The sequence below is a fragment of the Variovorax sp. 01N425 genome (genome assembly GCF_056399465.1).
Genome location: NZ_JBFTRJ010000001.1, coordinates 215,617 through 233,030 on the forward strand (window position 1 = coordinate 215,617; position 17,414 = coordinate 233,030).

At 69.0% G+C, this 17,414-nt stretch carries 21 protein-coding genes; 14 read left to right on the plus strand and 7 right to left on the minus strand.

Annotation, left to right across the window (positions count from 1 at the left end; translation table 11 throughout):
• The first annotated feature begins 24 nt into the window (after window positions 1–24).
• The 6 genes from murJ to AC1DSC_RS01055 all read left to right on the plus strand — a co-directional run bounded on the left by murJ (window position 25) and on the right by AC1DSC_RS01055 (window position 5,282).
• Window positions 25–1,578: a murein biosynthesis integral membrane protein MurJ gene (murJ, locus tag AC1DSC_RS01030; RefSeq protein WP_062362704.1), complete on the plus strand. Its 1,554-nt coding sequence runs from the start codon at window positions 25–27 to the stop codon at window positions 1,576–1,578.
• A 100-nt stretch (window positions 1,579–1,678) separates the two neighbouring features.
• On the plus strand, window positions 1,679–2,530 hold the full coding sequence (locus tag AC1DSC_RS01035; RefSeq protein WP_012746600.1) for a SirB1 family protein: 852 nt from the start codon (window positions 1,679–1,681) through the stop codon (window positions 2,528–2,530).
• The gene (locus AC1DSC_RS01040; protein WP_018903285.1) at window positions 2,530–2,958 is read left to right on the plus strand and encodes a bleomycin resistance protein; all 429 of its coding nucleotides are present in this window, start codon (window positions 2,530–2,532) and stop codon (window positions 2,956–2,958) included. The genes AC1DSC_RS01035 and AC1DSC_RS01040 overlap by 1 nt, the downstream gene beginning before the upstream one ends.
• A gap of 129 nt (window positions 2,959–3,087) precedes the next feature.
• Window positions 3,088–3,516 (plus strand): YciI family protein, encoded by a 429-nt coding sequence (locus tag AC1DSC_RS01045; RefSeq protein WP_018903286.1) that lies wholly within the window; start codon window positions 3,088–3,090, stop codon window positions 3,514–3,516.
• A 29-nt stretch (window positions 3,517–3,545) separates the two neighbouring features.
• Complete coding sequence (locus AC1DSC_RS01050) at window positions 3,546–3,965, plus strand: YciI family protein (RefSeq protein WP_018903287.1); 420 nt, start codon at window positions 3,546–3,548, stop codon at window positions 3,963–3,965.
• A gap of 3 nt (window positions 3,966–3,968) precedes the next feature.
• The gene (locus AC1DSC_RS01055) at window positions 3,969–5,282 is read left to right on the plus strand and encodes an RNA polymerase sigma factor (RefSeq protein ID WP_062362702.1); all 1,314 of its coding nucleotides are present in this window, start codon (window positions 3,969–3,971) and stop codon (window positions 5,280–5,282) included.
• A 26-nt stretch (window positions 5,283–5,308) separates the two neighbouring features.
• Here AC1DSC_RS01055 and AC1DSC_RS01060 read toward each other — a convergent pair whose 3' ends face one another.
• The 5 genes from AC1DSC_RS01060 to purM all read right to left on the minus strand — a co-directional run bounded on the left by AC1DSC_RS01060 (window position 5,309) and on the right by purM (window position 9,737).
• A complete protein-coding gene (locus AC1DSC_RS01060; protein ID WP_062362699.1) occupies window positions 5,309–6,310 on the minus strand; it encodes a GlxA family transcriptional regulator in 1,002 nt (333 codons plus the stop codon).
• On the minus strand, window positions 6,268–6,900 hold the full coding sequence (locus tag AC1DSC_RS01065) for a DJ-1/PfpI family protein (protein ID WP_062362696.1): 633 nt from the start codon (window positions 6,898–6,900) through the stop codon (window positions 6,268–6,270). The genes AC1DSC_RS01060 and AC1DSC_RS01065 overlap by 43 nt, the downstream gene beginning before the upstream one ends.
• The gene (locus tag AC1DSC_RS01070; protein WP_062362693.1) at window positions 6,897–7,481 is read right to left on the minus strand and encodes a cysteine hydrolase family protein; all 585 of its coding nucleotides are present in this window, start codon (window positions 7,479–7,481) and stop codon (window positions 6,897–6,899) included. Before AC1DSC_RS01070 ends, AC1DSC_RS01065 begins: the two co-directional genes overlap by 4 nt.
• Before the next feature lie 108 nt (window positions 7,482–7,589).
• Entirely contained in the window at window positions 7,590–8,654 is a 1,065-nt protein-coding gene (locus AC1DSC_RS01075) for an AI-2E family transporter (protein WP_012746608.1), read from the minus strand.
• 42 nt (window positions 8,655–8,696) lie between these two features.
• The gene (gene purM, locus AC1DSC_RS01080) at window positions 8,697–9,737 is read right to left on the minus strand and encodes a phosphoribosylformylglycinamidine cyclo-ligase (RefSeq protein ID WP_062362687.1); all 1,041 of its coding nucleotides are present in this window, start codon (window positions 9,735–9,737) and stop codon (window positions 8,697–8,699) included.
• Window positions 9,738–9,856: 119 nt separating this feature from the next.
• Here purM and hda point away from each other — a divergent pair, with 119 nt between their 5' ends.
• The 5 genes from hda to AC1DSC_RS01105 all read left to right on the plus strand — a co-directional run bounded on the left by hda (window position 9,857) and on the right by AC1DSC_RS01105 (window position 14,635).
• Window positions 9,857–10,543 (plus strand): DnaA regulatory inactivator Hda, encoded by a 687-nt coding sequence (gene hda / locus AC1DSC_RS01085; RefSeq protein ID WP_026283844.1) that lies wholly within the window; start codon window positions 9,857–9,859, stop codon window positions 10,541–10,543.
• A 19-nt stretch (window positions 10,544–10,562) separates the two neighbouring features.
• Window positions 10,563–12,203, plus strand: coding sequence for a polynucleotide adenylyltransferase PcnB (gene pcnB / locus AC1DSC_RS01090; RefSeq protein ID WP_062362685.1), 1,641 nt, complete (start codon window positions 10,563–10,565; stop codon window positions 12,201–12,203).
• A complete protein-coding gene (folK, locus tag AC1DSC_RS01095) occupies window positions 12,200–12,850 on the plus strand; it encodes a 2-amino-4-hydroxy-6-hydroxymethyldihydropteridine diphosphokinase (RefSeq protein ID WP_155736559.1) in 651 nt (216 codons plus the stop codon). The genes pcnB and folK overlap by 4 nt, the downstream gene beginning before the upstream one ends.
• A 116-nt stretch (window positions 12,851–12,966) precedes the next feature.
• Entirely contained in the window at window positions 12,967–13,611 is a 645-nt protein-coding gene (locus AC1DSC_RS01100; protein ID WP_012746613.1) for a DUF47 domain-containing protein, read from the plus strand.
• A gap of 13 nt (window positions 13,612–13,624) precedes the next feature.
• Window positions 13,625–14,635, plus strand: coding sequence for an inorganic phosphate transporter (locus tag AC1DSC_RS01105; protein ID WP_012746614.1), 1,011 nt, complete (start codon window positions 13,625–13,627; stop codon window positions 14,633–14,635).
• 24 nt (window positions 14,636–14,659) lie between these two features.
• Here AC1DSC_RS01105 and AC1DSC_RS01110 read toward each other — a convergent pair whose 3' ends face one another.
• Together AC1DSC_RS01110 and AC1DSC_RS01115 are read right to left on the minus strand one after the other, a co-directional pair.
• Window positions 14,660–15,106, minus strand: a complete 447-nt coding sequence (locus AC1DSC_RS01110) for an NINE protein (RefSeq protein ID WP_018903297.1) — start codon at window positions 15,104–15,106, stop codon at window positions 14,660–14,662.
• The gene (locus AC1DSC_RS01115; protein ID WP_012746616.1) at window positions 15,103–15,627 is read right to left on the minus strand and encodes a GNAT family N-acetyltransferase; all 525 of its coding nucleotides are present in this window, start codon (window positions 15,625–15,627) and stop codon (window positions 15,103–15,105) included. The genes AC1DSC_RS01110 and AC1DSC_RS01115 overlap by 4 nt, the downstream gene beginning before the upstream one ends.
• Window positions 15,628–15,811: 184 nt before the next feature.
• Here AC1DSC_RS01115 and rpsP point away from each other — a divergent pair, with 184 nt between their 5' ends.
• From rpsP to trmD, 3 genes are read left to right on the plus strand one after another with little or no spacing between them, the layout of a single operon-like run.
• Window positions 15,812–16,075, plus strand: a complete 264-nt coding sequence (gene rpsP / locus AC1DSC_RS01120) for a 30S ribosomal protein S16 (RefSeq protein ID WP_007831311.1) — start codon at window positions 15,812–15,814, stop codon at window positions 16,073–16,075.
• Window positions 16,076–16,091: 16 nt separating this feature from the next.
• Window positions 16,092–16,646, plus strand: coding sequence for a ribosome maturation factor RimM (gene rimM, locus AC1DSC_RS01125; RefSeq protein WP_021006209.1), 555 nt, complete (start codon window positions 16,092–16,094; stop codon window positions 16,644–16,646).
• A gap of 16 nt (window positions 16,647–16,662) precedes the next feature.
• Window positions 16,663–17,409: a tRNA (guanosine(37)-N1)-methyltransferase TrmD gene (trmD, locus tag AC1DSC_RS01130; protein WP_012746618.1), complete on the plus strand. Its 747-nt coding sequence runs from the start codon at window positions 16,663–16,665 to the stop codon at window positions 17,407–17,409.
• Window positions 17,410–17,414: the final 5 nt, after the last annotated feature.

Genomic DNA, 17,414 nt, shown 5'->3' on the forward strand with positions numbered 1-17,414 from the left:
CTTGGCGGGCCCTACACTCGCCCCGTGTCCCTGTTCAAATCCGCTTCCACCGTATCCCTGCTGACGCTCGCTTCGCGGATCACGGGCCTCGTGCGCGACGTGCTTTTTGCCTCGGTGTTCGGCGTCAGCGCGCTGACCGACGCGTTCAACGTCGCCTTTCGCATTCCCAACCTGTTCCGGCGGGTTTTCGGCGAAGGCGCCTTCAGCCAGGCCTTCGTGCCGGTGCTCGCGGCGCGCAAGACCGAGGCCGGCCAGGAGGGCGCCAAGGCGCTGATCGACCACGTCGCCACGCTGCTGACCTGGGCGCTGGTGGTGGTTTGCGTGGCCGGCGTGGCTGGCGCGCCGCTGCTGGTGTGGGCCATGGCCAGCGGGCTGGCGGGCTTCGACGCGGCCGTGGTCATGACGCGCTGGATGTTTCCCTACATCGGCTTCATGTCGCTGGTGGCGCTGGCGGGCGGCATCCTGAACACCTGGCGCAAGTTCGCGGTGCCGGCCGCCTCGCCGGTGCTGCTCAACATCGCGCTGATCCTGGCGATCGTGGTCGGGGCGCCGCTGTTCCGCCGCTACGGCATCGAGCCGATCTATGCCCAGTGCGTGGGCGTGCTGGTCGGCGGCGTGCTGCAGCTGGCCATCCAGGTTCCGGCGCTGCGCGCGCTGGGCCTCATGCCGCGCATCGGCACGGGTTTCAAGGCGCTGGGCGACGCCTGGCGCGACCCCGCCACGCGCCAGGTGCTGAAGCTGATGCTGCCCGCCCTGCTGGGCGTGAGCGTGGCGCAGATCTCGCTGCTCATCAACACGCAGATCGCCTCGCACCTTGCGGTCGGCAGCGTGACCTGGATCGGCAACGCCGACCGCCTGATGGAATTCCCGACCGCGATGCTCGGCGTGGCGCTGGGCGTGGTGCTGATGCCGCAGCTGGCCGGCGCCCGCGCGGCCAAGGACGATGCGCGCTACTCGTCGCTGCTCGACCTGGGCCTGCGGCTGGTGGTGCTGCTGTCGGCGCCGTGCGCCGTCGCTCTGCTGCTCTTTGCGAAGCCGCTGGTGGCCGTGCTGTTCCACAACGGCGCCTACCAGGGCGAGGACGTGCAGCGCACCACCGTGGCGCTGATGGGCTACGGCGTCGGGCTGGTCGGGCTGGTGGCCATCAAGGTGCTCGCGCCCGGCTACTACGCCAGGCAGGACACGCGCACGCCCATGCTGATCGCCGTGGGCGTGCTGGTGCTGACCCAGGTCCTCAATGTCTTCCTGGTGCCGGTGCTGCAGCATGCGGCGCTCACGCTGACGATTGCCATCGGCGCGCTGGTCAATGCGATCTGGCTGCTGGTCGGCCTGATCCGCCGCGGCAGCTACAAGCCCGAACCCGGCTGGGGCAGGTTCGCGCTGCAGGTGCTGGCGGGCATGCTGGTGCTGGCGGCCCTGCTGGCCTGGGGTTCGCGCCACTTCGACTGGATCGGCCTGCGCGAGCAGCGCTTGCTGCGCATCGGCCTGCTGGCCGCGCTGATCGCCGGCGCGGCGCTGCTGTATTTCGCGGTGCTCACGGCGCTGGGCGTGCGGCTTCGCAGTTTCATGCGCCGGTAAGAGGGCGCCTGGCGCGGCTTTACCCAACGGGCGGTTTTTCGGCTTGCGCAAGCTGAAAACACCGCCTTGACGCTCCCCGAATGCTCCTCTACAAAGACACATGACGTTCAGCTTTCAGGTTCCCACGGCCCTGGCGTATTTCGAATCGCTGGTGCAGAGCGACGAGCACTTTCCGCTGCTGGAGGCGGCCGCCAGCCTCGCACAGGACGAATACCCCGACCTCGACGTGCAGCAGGTGCTGGGCGACGTCGACCAACTGCTCGCGCGCCTGAAGCGCCGGCTGCCGGCCGATGCCGCACCGCTCGCGCGGCTGCGCGCGCTCAACCAGTTCTTCTTCAACGACCTGAACTTCGGCGGCAACGTCAACGACTACTACGACCCCGACAACAGCTACCTGAACGCCGTGCTGCGCACGCGCCGCGGCATTCCCATTTCGCTCGCGGTGCTGTGGATGGAGCTTGCGCAGGGGCTGGGCCTGCAGGCGCGCGGCATCGGCTTTCCGGGCCACTTCATGCTCAAGGTCACGCTGCCGAAGGGGCAGGTGGTGATCGACCCCTTCACCGGCAAGTCGCTCTCGCGCGAAGAACTCGGCGAGCGGCTCGAACCCTACAAGCGCAGCAACGGGCTGGTCGGCGATTTCGACGTGCCGCTGGGCCTGTACCTGCAGCCCGCCAGTTCGCGCGAGATCATCGGGCGCATGCTGCGCAACCTGAAGGAAGTGCACCGCGCGCAGGAAGACTGGCAGCGCGCCATCGCCGTGCAGGACCGCCTGATCGCACTGCTGCCCAACGCCTGGGGCGAGTACCGCGACCGCGGCATCGCGCATGCCGAGCAGGGCAACACCGCAGCCGCCGTGCGCGACCTGGAAACCTACCTCGCGCATGCGGAAGACGCGCTCGACGTCGATGTCATTGCAGAGCGCGTCGCGGCGCTGCGGCGCGAATCCGACTGATGGCCGCCAGCACCGGCGTGGCCGACGCCCCCGATCTCGGCACCCTGCATGAATTCCACGGCGTGCAGCCGGTGCTGCCGGTGTCCGACGCCGCGCGCGCCGCGCGCTGGTTCCGCGACGTGCTGGGCTTCGAGATCGACTTCATCGCCGGCGAACCGCCGAGCTATGCACGGGTCAAGAAGGGCGACCGCAGCTACGGCGACCCGGTCTACCTGCGGCTGTGGCAGTGCAACACCCGCGGGGCGCCGCCCTGGCGCGGCGAGATCGTGATCCACGTGGGCAAGGACATCGACGGCCTGCACGCGGCCTATGCGAAGCGCGGCGTCACGGTGATCGAGCCGCCCGTCTCGCAGCCCTGGGGCCTGCGCGAATTCGCCATCCGCGAGCCCGACGGGCATGTGCTGCGCTTCTGCGGCTACCTGCCCTGAAGCTCTGATACATAAAATTACAAATTGATCGAGGCAGGCGTGTCGATCGGGCTTGCGCTCGTGCGACGTGTGAACAGGAGCGCGCGGTTTCAGTGCCTCCCGATTTCATCAACCTTCAGGAGAAACGACATGCGATTCATGGTTCTGGTCAAGGCCAACAAGGATTCCGAAGCCGGCGTGATGCCGAGCACCGAAGTGCTCACCGCCATGGGCAAGTTCAACGAGGAGCTGGTCAAGGCCGGCGTGCTGCTCGCGGGCGAAGGGCTGCACCCGTCATCCAGGGGCGCACGCGTGCGCTGCGAAGGCCTCAAGCGCACCGTGATCGACGGTCCTTTCGCCGAGACGAAGGAATTGCTCGCGGGCTTCTGGCTGCTGCAGGTCAAGTCGAAGGAGGAAGCCATCGAGTGGATCAAGCGCAGCCCGTTCCAGGAGGGCGAGATCGAGATCCGCCAGGTGTTCGAAGCCTCCGATTTCGGCGACTCGATGACGCCCGAGCTGCTGGCGCAGGAAGAGCGCCTGCGCGCCGAATCCGAGGCCCGGGCCAAGGCCGGCCGCTGAACGGCAGCGCCGCACCGAAGGAGACCGCCATGCGATTCATGCTGCTGATGATTCCCCACGGCTACGAAAGCGCCGCGCCCGGCACCATTCCCGACGACGTCGATGCGGTGGCGGCCATGATGGCCTACAACGAGTCGATGCAGAAGGCCGGCGTGCTGATCAGCTGCGACGGCCTGCATCCGCCCTCGATGGGCGCGCGCGTGAGCTTTCCGGGCCGCAAGCCCAAGGTGGTCGACGGCCCCTTTGCCGAGGCCAAGGAGGTGCTCGGCGGCTACTGGATCATCGACGTGCCCTCGCGCGCCGACGCCATCGAATGGGCCACGCGCTGCCCCGGCAGCGAGAACGAGGTCATCGAGGTCCGCCAGATCCAGGAAATTGCCGACTTCCCGCCCGACGTGCAGGCGCTGACCTCCGAATTCGCGTCGATGCAGGCGGTCAAGAAGACCTGAGCCATGGGTGCTTCCGAGGGCCGCGGCGGCGGAGGTGGCGAGGCCGCCGTCCACCGCAGCATCGAGGCGGTGTGGCGCATCGAATCCGCGAAGATCATCGCCACCGTCGCGCGCATGGTGCGCGACGTGGGCCTGGCCGAGGAACTGGCGCAGGACGCGCTGGTGTCGGCCCTCGAGCAATGGCCCGAAAAAGGCGCGCCCGACAACCCCGCCGCCTGGCTCACGGCCGTGGCCAAGCGCCGCGCGCTCGACCGGCTGCGGCATCGGCAGCTGGCCGAGCACAAGGCGCCCGAGATCGGCCGCGAGCTCGATGCGCAGCACGAGATGGCCCAGGCCGATTTCGCCGAAGCCGTCGATGCGGCCATCGACGACGACATCGGCGACGACCTGCTGCGGCTGGTCTTCACCGCCTGCCACCCGGTGCTTTCGACCGAGGCGCGCGTGGCGCTCACGCTGCGCCTGATGGGCGGCCTCGGCACCGACGAAATTGCGCGCGCCTTTCTCGTGCCCGAAGCCACCGTGGCGCAGCGCATCGTGCGGGCCAAGCGCACGCTGCTCGAAGCGCGCGTGCCCTTCGAGGTGCCGCGCCGGCATGAGCTCCAGGCGCGGCTCGCCTCGGTGCTCGAGGTGCTCTACCTGATCTTCAACGAAGGCTACTCGGCCACGGCCGGCGACGACTGGATGCGTCCCGCGCTGTGCGAGGAAGCCATGCGCCTGGGCCGCATCGTGGCCGAGCTCATGCCCGATGCCTCGGAAGTGCATGGCCTGGTGGCGCTGATGGAAATCCAGGCCTCGCGCACGGCCGCGCGCGTGGGGGCCTCGGGCGAGCCGGTGCTGCTGCTCGAGCAGAATCGCGCACGCTGGGACCACATGCTGATCCGCCGCGGCCTGGCGGCACTGGCGCGTGCCGAGGCGCTCGGCGGTGCCTTCGGCCCGTATGCGCTGCAGGCGGCCATTGCCTCCTGCCATGGCCGTGCGCGCACGGCCGAAGAAACCGATTGGCCGCGCATCGCCGCGCTCTATGACGCGCTGGCCGAGCTGTCGCCGTCGCCCATCGTCGAATTGAACCGCGCGGTGGCGCTGTCGATGGCCTTCGGGCCGGCCGCGGGGCTCGAGGTGGTGGATGCGCTCGTGGGCGAGCCGGCCTTGCAGGCCTACCACCTGCTGCCGGCGGTGCGCGGCGACCTGCTCTTGAAGCTCGGCCGCCGCGCCGAGGCGCAAAAGGAATTCGACCGCGCCGCCTCGCTCACGCGCAACACGCGCGAGCGGACCCTGCTGCTGGCGCGTGCGCGGGCCTGCGCGGCTGTGCAGGGCTGAAACTCCTCGCGGGGCCGGCAGAGCTGCTACGCCTTCGATGCCGAGGCCGAAGGCGAGCCAGGCAATCCGAACTGGTGCCAGGCGCGCCGCAGCTGCGTGTCAGAGCCGAAGCCCGAGATTTCCGCCGCCCGCGTCACGCTCGCGCCCGAGGCCAGCGCCAGCTGCGCGGCCGCCAGCCGCAGCCGGCGCAGGTAGGCCAGCGGCGCCACGCCCGCGTGCTCGACGAACAGCCGCGTCAGGTGCCGCGCCGAGGTATGCGCCACTTCGGCCATCCGCGGCACGCTCCAGTCGGCCTGCGGCTGCTCGCTGACGGCGTCCTGCACGCGATGCAGCGCGGCATGCAGGTGGTTGCGGTGGGCCAGGAAGGGCGACAGCTCCGGATCGTGCGGGCCGCGCCGCTGCGCCACCACCATCGTCTGCGCCACCTGGGCGGCCAGCGCTTCGCCGCACAGGTCGGCAATGCGGTGCAGCACCAGGTCGATGCCGGTGGTGACGCCCGCGCTGCTGTACACCGGCGGATCGATCACGAACACGCGGTTGGCGACCACCTCGCAGCGCGGCTCCACTGCGCGCAGTTCGTCCAGGTGATGGTGGTGCGTGGTCGCACGGCGGCCCGAAAGCGCGCCGGCATGCGCGGCCAGCAGTGCACCGGCGCAGACCGTGACCAGTTCGAGCCGGCCGCGTTCGAAGCGCTGGCCGCGCAGCCAGTGCAGCAGCTCCTGCGTCTCGGCGTTGTCGATCGGGATGGTGTCTCCGGGCAGTCCGACCAGCACGACCCAGGCCGGGCCATGCCATTGCGCCGGCAAGGGCGAGAGGTTGGCGAGTGCCACGCCGACCGACCCGATCGACGTGGGCCGCGGGCTGGCGAATTCGATCTCGAAGCGCTCGGGCTGGCCCGCCGCACGCAGCCGCTGGTTCGCGATGCGCAGCGCCTCGGCCGGGCCGGCCCAGTCGAGCACCAGGCTGCCCGGCAGCAGCACGAACACTACGCGGATGGGCTTTTGCTGCTGCTGCTGCTGGAGATCCATGCGTAGTCCATCTGGCGCGCGGTGCGCTCGGCCAGCGGGTGGCCGGCCAGGCGTTCGACCAGGTACAGGCTCATGTCGATGCCCGCGCTGATGCCCGCGGAGCTGACGATGCGGCCGCTGTCGACCCAGCGCTCGTTTTCGCGCACGTCGAGCAAGGGGAACTGCTCGCGCAAGTCCGCGATGTCTTCCCAATGGGTGGTCACGGCTTCGCGCACGGCCACGCCGCTTTTGGCGAGCAGGAAGACGCCGGTGCAGACCGAGGCGACCAGCTGCGCGCCGGCCGCGCAATCGGCGATCCAGCGCAGCGTGGCGGGGCTTGCCATCGGGGCATCGACCACGCCGCCGGGCACGACCAGCAGGTCGGCCATTGGATTCGCGGCCAGGTCGTGGTCGGCCAGCAGGCGCAGGCCGGCGCGCGCCTGCACCGGCTCGTTGGCGCCCAGCGCCACCGAGGCAACCTCGAAAGGCGCCGGCGCGCCGGGATTCATGCGCTGGCTCACGCGGCTTGCGGTGGTGAACACCTCGAACGGCCCCGCGAAGTCGAGGGCCTCGACGCCGTCGTAGGCGAGGATTCGAACACGCAAGGTCATGCGGCCACGCTTTCGCCGGTTTCGATTCCGGCGCGTTGCAGTGCCTGCGCCACGCTGCAGACGGTGGCGAACCGGCCGTCCAGCACGGCCGCCGTGCGCGCCTTGATGTCGGCCGCGGCAAGCGATTGGCCGTCGGGCTGCGGCATGTCGAAGGTCAGCGTGGCCTCGGTCACGTAGTCGACCTCCCAGCCCAGGTCCGAGGCGTGGCGCGCGGTGGTTTCGCAGCATTGCTCGGTGCGGATGCCGCTCACGATCAGCCGGCCGATGCCCTGCTGCGTGAGCCAGATGTCGAGCCCGCTGTTGACCAGCGCGCTGTGGCGGTGCTTGGTGAAGGTGGCCGCCGCCTCGAAAGCCGCCAGGCCTTCGATCGGCCGCACCAGGCCCGATTCGACCGCGAAAGGATGGCTCGCAGTGGCGGGACCGTCGACGTGGAAGATGCGCACGATCGGAAGGCCGGCGGCCAGGCAGCCCTCGATCAGCGCGTTCTGGGCGGCGAAATAGGGCTGCGCGACGTGTTCGGACCAGTAGGCGCGCTGGCGAAACGATTCCTGCGCGTCGATCACAATCAGACAGGATTTCATGGCGTGGGCTCGAAAGGGCGAAGTGGATGATGCCGCCTATTCTTCTGCGCCGCCAGCGCATGGTCCGCGCCGAAGCGGACCAGAACCGATCAAATCAGGACATCAGGGCTAAACCAGGCCTGCGGCCTGCAGCTCTTTCTTGAGGTACGCATAGAAAAGCGGCGCCGCCACCAGCCCGGCCGGGCCGAACACCGCCTCGGCCACGAACATCACTGCCAGCAGTTCCCACACCCGCATCTGCGTGCGGCTGCCGACCACCTTGGCGTTGATCACGTATTCGGCCTTGTGGATGATGATCAGGAACGCCAGGCAGGCCAGCGCCGTCACGGGCGACACCGACAGCGCCACCAGCGTGATCACCGAGTTGCAGACCAGGTTGCCGACGATGGGCACCAGGCCCGCCACGAAGGTCAGCGTGATCAGGGCCGGCGTGTAGGGCAGGTGAGGGCCCCAGAGCGGCATCAGGAACAGCAGGAAGATGGCGGTCAGCAGCGTGTTGAAGGCCGCGATCCAGAACTGCGCGGCCACGATCTGGCCGAAGGCCTCGCCGAAGATCGCGATGCGCCGGTGCAGCTGCGCGGCGAGCGGCCGGCGCTGCAGCGGCGAAGGCGCAATGGCCGCCAGCCCGCCCACGATGAGCCCCACGTAGGCAAACAGCAGGCCGCCGAGCCATGCCCGTCCGGCCAGCGCCAGCGAACCGGCCTGCGCGCGCAGGTAGTTGGCCACCACGCGCTGCACTTCGGCCGCGCCTTCGGGCAGGTAGACCGCAATTTCGGGTGGGAGCTTGAGCCGCAGTTCGAGCACCGTGCGCGCCGTGTAGTCGAGCAGCTCGCGGTACTGGTCGGGCGCGTCGAGGATGTACTCGCGCGCCTGCGACAGGCCCAGGGAGATCAGCGCGATGGGCGCCAGCAGCACCAGCGTGACGGCCAGCACCCGGGCCGGCACGTCGGCACGTTCGAACGGCAGCTTCAGCCGCGCCAGGCCGCCGACGATCAGCCGCGTGAACCAGCGGGTGGCCAGGAAGCCGATGCACACGCACAGCAGGCCGGGCAGCAGGTGCTGCCACATCACCAGCAGCAGCGCGGCCGGCATCAGCAGGTAGCTGGCCAGCACCACGTTGCGCGAGGCGGGCTGGGGCTTGGTTTCGAAAGTGGCGAGGGAGGGCTTGGCCATCAGGGTCCGGGTGCTGCGCTGGCGAGCCTCGGAGCGAGGAAATCAGCCAACCACGACGGCGGCGCCCGTGCCGCGCTCGGCGATGGTGCCGATCTCGAACACCGATTCGCCGGCCGTGCGCAGCGTGGCAGCGCAGGCTGCGGCCTCGGCCGCGTCGATCACCACCACCATGCCGATGCCGTTGTTGAAGGTGCGGTTCATCTCGATGTCGTCGATGCCGGCCACCTTCTGCAGCCAGGCGAAGAGTTCGGTCTGCGGCCAGCTGCCCTTCCTGAGGTGGGCGGCCGTGCCTTCGGGCAGCACGCGCGGAATGTTCTCGAGCAGGCCGCCGCCCGTGATGTGGGCCAGCGCCTTGATCGGGTGCCTGGCCAGCGCCTCGAGCACCGGCTTCACGTAGAGGTGGGTGGGTTCCATCACGGCTTCGCGGAACGGCTTGCCGTCGAGCGTGGCGGGCAGGTCGGCCCCGGCGCGTTCGATCACCTTGCGCACCAGGCTGAAGCCATTGGAATGCACGCCGGCCGAGGCCAGGCCCAGCACCACGTCGCCGGGCTTCACGTTCTGGCCCGTGAGGATCTTCGACTTTTCGACCGCGCCGACCGCGAAGCCCGCCAGGTCGTACTCGCCGGCCGGGTACATGCCGGGCATTTCGGCGGTTTCGCCGCCGATCAGCGCGCAGCCGGAAATCTCGCAGCCGCGGGCGATGCCGCCGATCACGGCCGCGGCCGTGTCCACCTCGAGCTTGCCGCAGGCGAAATAGTCAAGGAAGAAGAGGGGTTCGGCGCCCTGCACCAGCACGTCGTTGACGCTCATGGCCACCAGGTCGATGCCGACCGTGTCGTGCATGTTCCATTCGAAGGCCAGCTTGAGCTTGGTGCCCACGCCGTCGGTGCCGCTCACCAGCACCGGCTCCTTGTAGCGCTTGGGCACCTCGAACAGCGCGCCAAAGCCGCCGATGCCGGCCAGCACGCCTTCGCGCAGGGTCTTCTTGGCGAGCGGCTTGATGCGGTCGACCAGTGCGTCGCCGGCATCGATATCGACACCTGCATCCTTGTAGCTGAGCGGGGTGGGCGTGGGGGAAGTCATGGTCGGACGGTGTCGAGAAGGGCGGGAAGGTGGAGGCGCCGGCGACCGAAGCGGCCGGGCCGATAGAATTCCTCACGATTTTAAGGGCCCTCCGGGCCCCCTCCATGAACCTTCCCGGGATGAAACAGCTCGCGCTCGATATCGGCATTGCGACGGGCCCCAGCTTCGACGCTTTTTTTGCCGGCCCGAACGAGGCGGCGCTGCGGCACCTGCAACTGTGGGTGGGCGGCGCCGGCAGCGCCGTGCCCCACTCTCCCGTGCCCACCTATCTTTGGGGCGAAGGCGGCAGCGGCAAGACCCATCTGCTCGAATCGGTGCGTGTGGCGCTGCGCGAGCAGGGCGCGAGCGTGGGCTGGCTGCATGCCGGCGTGCTGGAGCCGCCCGAATTCGACGAGCGCTGGGGTGCCGTGCTGCTCGACGACGTGCACCTCTACACCGCCGTGCAGCAGCACGCGGCCTTCAACTGGTTCGTCAACGCGCAGACGCTGCAGCGCGGCGTGGTGGCCGCGGGCGCGCTGCCGCCGGCCGACCTGCCGCTGCGCGAGGACCTTCGCACCCGGCTGGGCTGGGGCCATGTGTTCCACCTGCAGGTGCTGAGCGAAAGCGAACGCCGCGCGGTGCTGCGCCAGGCCGCCGACACGCGCGGCGTCATGCTGTCGGACGAGGTGCTCGACTACATGCTGCACCGCTTCAGCCGCGACCTGGGCAGCCTGATGGAGCTGCTCACGCAGCTCGACGGCTATGCCCTTCAGACACAGCGCGCGATCACGATCCCGCTGATCCGATCCATGCTCGAAAACGAATAGAGAAGAGCTTCAACCAACAATGATCAAGAAATTCATCGACAAGCTGCTCGGCAAATCGGCCGGCGGCGCACAGGGCAAGAGCCGCTTCGGCAAGCGCCAGGAGGTGCCGGCAGAGGTTCACAAGATCGATCCAGCCCTGGTCGACGAACGTGCCAGGAACGTCGTCACCACGCTCCAGCAGGCCGGCTACGAGGCCTACGTGGTGGGCGGCGCGGTGCGCGACCTGCTGCTGGGGCTGCGCCCCAAGGACTTCGACGTGGCCACCAACGCCACGCCCGAGCAGGTCAAGTCGCTCTTCCGGCGTGCCTTCATCATCGGGCGGCGCTTTCGCATCGTGCACGTGGTGTACGGCCGCGGCCGCGAGCACGAGGTGATCGAGGTCTCGACCTTCCGCGCCTACATGGACAACGCCGCCGCCGAGCAGGTGGCCGGCAACGAGCGCACCAGCAAGGGCGAGCTCGCGAGCATGAAGCATGCGGTGGACGCCAGCGGCCGCGTGCTGCGCGACAACGTCTGGGGCCCGCAGGAGGAAGACGCGGCGCGCCGCGACTTCACCGTGAACGCCATGTACTACGACCCCGCCAACCAGGTCGTGGTCGACTACCACAACGGCATCCGCGACGCCCAGAAGCTCACGCTGCGCATGATCGGCGACCCGGCCACGCGCTACCGCGAAGACCCGGTGCGCATCATCCGCGCGATCCGCTTCTCGGCCAAGCTCGCGGCGCTGGGCTTCAAGATGGAAGCCAAGACGGCCGCGCCGCTGGTCGAGTCGAGCAAGCTGCTGGCCGACGTGCCGCAGAGCCGCCTGTTCGACGAAATGCTCAAGCTGCTGCAGACCGGCCATGCCATTGCCACGGTCGAGCAACTGCGCAAGCTGGGCCTCGCCAAGGGCATCTATCCGCTGCTCGACGTGGTGGTGGAGCGGGCCGACCAGCCCTTCGTGAAGGCGGCGCTGCAGGACACCGACCGCCGCGTCGGCGAAGGCAAGCCCGTGGCGCCGAGCTTCCTTCTGGCCTGCGTGCTGTGGGCCGACGTGCGCGACGGCTGGGCCCAGCGCGTCGAGGGCCGGCACGGCCAGCGCCCGCAGCCGCCATTCCCGGCGCTGCAGGACGCGATCGACGACGTGTTCAATGCCCGCATCGGCGATGTGTCGGGCCGCGGCAAGCTCGCCGCCGACATGCGCGAGATCTGGATGATGCAGCCGCGCTTCGACAAGCGCACCGGCTCCACGCCCTACAGCCTGGTCGACCAGGCGCGGTTCCGCGCCGCCTTCGACTTCATGCGGCTGCGCGCCGACGTGGGCGAGGTCAGCGAGGCCATCGCCGAGTGGTGGCAGGAGTTCAGCACCGCCGACGACGTGCGCCAGCAAGACCTGCTGGAGCAGGTGCGCGACGAGCAGAAGACCCGCCAGCGCGTGCGAACGCGCGACCCGGTCGCGCCCAAGCCCTCCCGCGGCGAACCGGCGCCGCGCCAGCGCCAGCCCGAGGCCGACACCCGTCAGGGCGACGAGGCCGAGGAAGTCGAGGTCGAGGCCGGCGCCGTGCCGCCCGATGGCGAGCCGGCCGCGCCGCGCAAGCGCCGGCGCCGCCGCAAGCCGCGCACCGGCGGTGGTGGTGATGGCGGCGGCGAGGGCGGCGGGAGCGCCGCAGCCGAATGAGCGCACCGAACCGGCCGAAGGACGGCAAGAGCGGCGGCGGCCAGGGACGGCCGCCATCGCGCGGCGGCCCTTCGCCGAAGCCGAAGAGCAGCGGACCGGCGCCCGCGCGGCGCGCGCCCAGCCGGCCCGCGGGCAAGGCCGGGTCCGCCGGTGCGCCCCCTCGCCGCACGCGCGAGGACTATCCGACCGTGCAGGCCTTCGTCGCCATCGGCGCCAACCTCGGCGACGCCCGGGCCGCCGTGACGGCGGCCATGGACGCCATCGGCACCATCGAGCGCACCGTGGTGACGGCGCGCTCGTCGCTCTACCGCAGCGCGCCGGTCGATGCGGCCGGGCCCGATTTCATCAACGCCGTGGTGGCCGTGCGGACCGGGCTCACGGCCGAGGCCTTCCTGGCCGAGCTGCACCTGCTGGAGGAGCAGGCCGGCCGCGAGCGGCCCTTTCCCAATGCGCCGCGCACGCTCGACCTCGACCTGCTGATGCACGGCAACGCGATCAAGGACACGCCCGCGCTGGCCTTGCCCCACCCGCGCATGCGCGACCGCGCCTTCGTGCTGAAGCCGCTTGCCGAGATCGCGCCCGACAAGGTGCCGCGCGCGGCGCTTGCCCGCGTTTCCTCGCAGGTCATCGAGCGGATTCGCGACTGAGCGGCCAGGGGCGGCGAACCCCGCCGGCCGGGCGGCTTTGCGCCGCCCATTACACTTGCGCGGTTTTTCATGACGTTGTCACGCATTTGTGGCAGCGGCGAACCCAGGAGAGCGCCATGTTCGGCAAGCTGCTGCCCCGCGAGGGGAATTTTTTCGAGATGTTCAACCAGCACGCCGAGCGCATCGTCGAAGCGGCGCGGGCGTTCGAGCAACTCGTGGCCAATTACAGCGACGTGCACCTGCGCGAGCAGTACAACCGCGACGTCGACAATGCCGAGCGTGCGGCCGACCGCGTCACGCATGACGTCAACCGGCTGATCCACAAGACCTTCATCACGCCGATCGACCGCGAGCAGATCCACAAGCTCATCAATACGATGGACGACGTGGCCGACCTGATCCAGGACTCGGCCGAGACCATGGCGCTGTACGACGTGCGCCACATGACCGACGAGATCGTGCGCCTCACGGCGCTGAGCGTGAAGTGCTGCGACCGCCTGAAGGACGCCGTCAAGTTCCTCGGCAAGATCGCCGACCCGGCGGTGGCCGAGGCCACGCTCAAGACCTGCGAGGAAATCGACCGCCTCGAATCGGACGCCGACCGCGTGATGCGCAGTGCCATGAGCAAGCTGTTCCGCGAGGAGCCCGACGTGCGCGAGGTGATCAAGCTCAAGGCAATCTACGAATTGCTCGAGACGATCACCGACAAGTGCGAGGACGTGGCCAACGTCATCGAGGGCATCGTCCTCGAGAATTCCTGAGCGGTAAGCATCGATGGCAACGGTTCAGGTCGCCCTCTGGGTGGTGATGGTGCTGGTCGCGCTGGCGATCCTGTTCGACTTCATGAACGGCTTCCACGATGCGGCGAACTCGATCGCCACCGTGGTGTCGACCGGCGTGCTCAAGCCGGGCCACGCCGTGCTGTTCGCGGCCTTCTTCAACCTGGTCGCGATCTTCATCTTCCACCTGAGCGTGGCGGCAACGGTCGGCAAGGGCATCGCCCAGCCGGGCGTGGTCGATGTGCACGTGGTCTTCGGCGCGCTCGTGGGCGCCATCAGCTGGAACCTCGTGACCTGGTACTACGGCATTCCGAGCAGCTCGTCGCACGCGCTGATCGGCGGCATCGTGGGCGCCGTGATCGCCAAGACCGGTACCGGCGGCCTGGTGGCGTCGGGCATCTGGAAGACCGTGGCCTTCATCTTCGTTTCGCCCTTCCTCGGCTTCGTGCTGGGCTCGATGATGATGGTGCTGGTGGCCTGGGGCTTCCGGCGCGCCACGCCCTCGCGCATCGACCGCTGGTTCCGGCGGCTGCAGCTGGTGTCCGCCGGGGCCTACAGCCTGGGCCACGGCGGCAACGACGCGCAGAAGACCATCGGCATCATCTGGATGCTGCTGATCGCCACCGGCTACGCCTCGGCCACCGACGCGAGCCCGCCGACCTGGACCATCGTGAGCTGCTACGCCGCGATTGCGCTGGGCACCATGTTCGGCGGCTGGCGCATCGTGAAGACCATGGGCCAGAAGATCACCAAGCTCAAGCCCGTGGGCGGCTTCTGCGCGGAAACGGGCGGCGCGCTCACGCTGTTCCTGGCCACCGCGCTGGGCATTCCGGTGTCGACCACCCACACCATCACCGGCGCCATCGTCGGTGTGGGTTCCGCGCAGCGCGCGAGCGCGGTGCGCTGGGGCGTGGCGGGCAACATCGTCTGGGCCTGGATCTTCACGATCCCCGCGTCGGCCTTCGTGGCCGCCATCGCCTACTGGATCAGCCTGCAGATCTTCTGAGTTTCCGGCGCGCGCTGCGGCCGGCTATTGCGAGATCTTCCGGCCCTCTTCGACCTGGTGTTCGAAGTAGCGCTGGAAGCTGAACACGATGCTGGCCATCAGCACCGTGGTGCCGAACAGGAGCGCCAGCACCACGGCGCCGATCGTGGCCCAGTTGGTGCGGCCCGGCGCGGCGTCCGAAGGTGCGCTGCCGTTGAAGCGGGCGTTCCACTTCTCGGGCGCCATGAGGCCGTAGACGATGGCCGTCAGCGCGCATCCCGCGATGGTGAAGCCCAGGAGCGGAATCAGCACCCAGCTCCAGCCGTCGTCCAGGCCGTACATGCGCGCGCGCTCGATGCCGTACAGGCCGAGCGCCGTGGGAATGGGCAGCAGCCAGCCGAGCCAGTCGCCGATGCCGCGCAGGTAGAACCGGTGCAGGCCCAGCGGGCCGCCCAGGAAGGAGAGCCAGGCGGCAATGGTCTTGTTTTTCATTCGGGTTGGGTGGTGCTGCCTTCGCCGAGCACCTTTTCCATCAGGACCACGTCGCGCCATTGGCCGAACTTCCAGCCGCAGTCCTTGAGCACGCCCACGTGCGTGAAGCCCTGGCTGCGGTGCACGCCGACCGAGCCGGCATTGGCCGAATCGCCGATGACGGCGATCAGCTTGCGCACGCCCACCGCTTCGGCGGCCTGCGAGAGGGCGGCCAGCAGCTGGGCGCCCAGGCCCTTGCCGCGTGCGGCTTCGGACATGTAGATCGAGTCTTCGGCCGAAAAGCGGTAGGCCGGGCGCGGCTTGAACCAGTTGCAGTAGGCAAAACCCAACACTTCGCCATCTTCTTCGGCCACGAGGTAGGGCAGGTTCTTGCCGAGCACGTCGGCGCGCCGCGCGGCCATGTCGGCGGCAGAGGGAGCTTCGGTCTCGAAGGTGCCGGTGCCGGTCAGCACGTGGTGGGCGTAGATGGCCGTGATGGCCGCGATGTCTTGGTCGCGGCTGGGGCGGATGGTGAGGGTCATGCAGGTGGCAAACGGAATGCGGCGGGCGCGGAAATTCGGAGAAAACGCAGGTCGGGCTATAATCGCAGGCTTTTCAGCGTGTCGCTGGCCGGGTGGCCATGTCGCGTGTCTCGACGTTGAAAGAACACTGTGAGCGGGCCTCTTGTCAAAAAAACGGGCTTGCTGCACCACCCAAGGATAAATCATGGTCGTCATTCGACTTTCCCGCGGCGGCTCCAAAGGCCGTCCGTTCTTCAACATCGTCGTGTCGGACAAGCGCGTTCGCCGCGATGGCCGTTTCATCGAGCGCCTGGGTTTCTACAACCCGACCGCCAAGGAAAACGAAGAAAGCATCCGTATTGCCCAGGACCGCCTGGCCTACTGGAAGAGCGTTGGCGCACAAGCTTCGCCCACGGTCCTGCGCCTGATCAAGCAAGCCGCAGCCGCAGCCCCCAAGGCAGCTGCCTAAGCTGCCCGGCACGCCGATGCTGCCCGCACTCGAAGCCGCCGAATTGCCGGCGGATGCGATCGAGGTAGGACGCATCGCCGATGCATGGGGCATCAAGGGCTGGTTCAAGGTCCTGCCCCACAGCGCCCAGCCCGAGGCGCTTTTTTCTTCCAAGCGCTGGTTCCTGCAGGCTCCCGGAGCCTCGGCAACCGCGGCTTTCCGGCTCGCGATCCGCGAAGCCAAGGAACATTCCGACTGCATCGTCGCCTCCTCCGAGGACGTGCCTGACCGCAACGCGGCCGAGGCGCTCCGCGGCGCGCGCGTGTTCGTGCCGCGCTCGAGCTTTCCCACGGCCGGCGACGACGAGTACTACTGGGTCGACCTGATCGGCCTTGCGGTGGTCAACCGCGAAGGCGTGGCGCTCGGCACGGTGCGCGAATTGCTCGCCACTGGCCCGCAGACCACGCTGGTGCTCGCGGCCGAGGAAGACGGCAAGGCCATCGAACGCATGGTGCCCTTCGTCTCGGTCTTCGTCGACAAGGTCGACCTCGCCGGCCGCCTCATCACGGTCGACTGGCAGCCCGATTTCTGATTGCGGGCTCGCGCGCATGCGCTTCGACGTCCTCACGCTCTTTCCCGAACTGTTCGCGCCCTTCATGGCCAGCGGCGTGACGCGCCGCGCCTACGAGTCGAAGCAGGTCGAGGTCGTGCTCTGGAACCCGCGCGATTTCGCGCAGGGCAACTACAAGCGCGTGGACGACCGGCCCTTTGGCGGCGGCCCCGGCATGGTGATGATGGCCGAGCCGCTGTCGGCCTGCCTCGACGCGGCGCTGGCCGCGCGCGGCTCGCAGGCGCCGGTCGTGCTGTTCTCGCCCATTGGCGAGACTTTGCGCCACGAAGCGGTCGAGCGCTGGTCGGCCAGCGAGGGCGCGGTGCTGGTCTGCGGGCGCTACGAAGGCATCGACCAGCGCTTCATCGACACGCGGGTGACGCACCAGGTCAGCCTCGGCGACTTCGTTCTCTCGGGCGGCGAGATCGCGGCCATGGCGCTGCTCGATGCCGTGGCGCGGCTGCAGCCCGGCGTGCTGGGCGACGAGGCCAGCCATGTGCAGGACAGCTTCAATCCCTCGCTCGACGGCCTGCTCGATTGCCCGCACTACACCCGGCCGGAGCAATGGAACGGGCAGGGCGTGCCGGCGCCGCTGCTGTCGGGGCACCACGTGCAGATCGAGCGCTGGCGCCGCGACCAGCGCCTGGCCATCACGGCCGCCCGGCGGCCCGACCTGATTGCCGCCGCACGCGCCGCCGGCCGCCTGAGCAAGGCCGATGAGGCGGTCCTGAAAAAAAAGCTATAATCTTC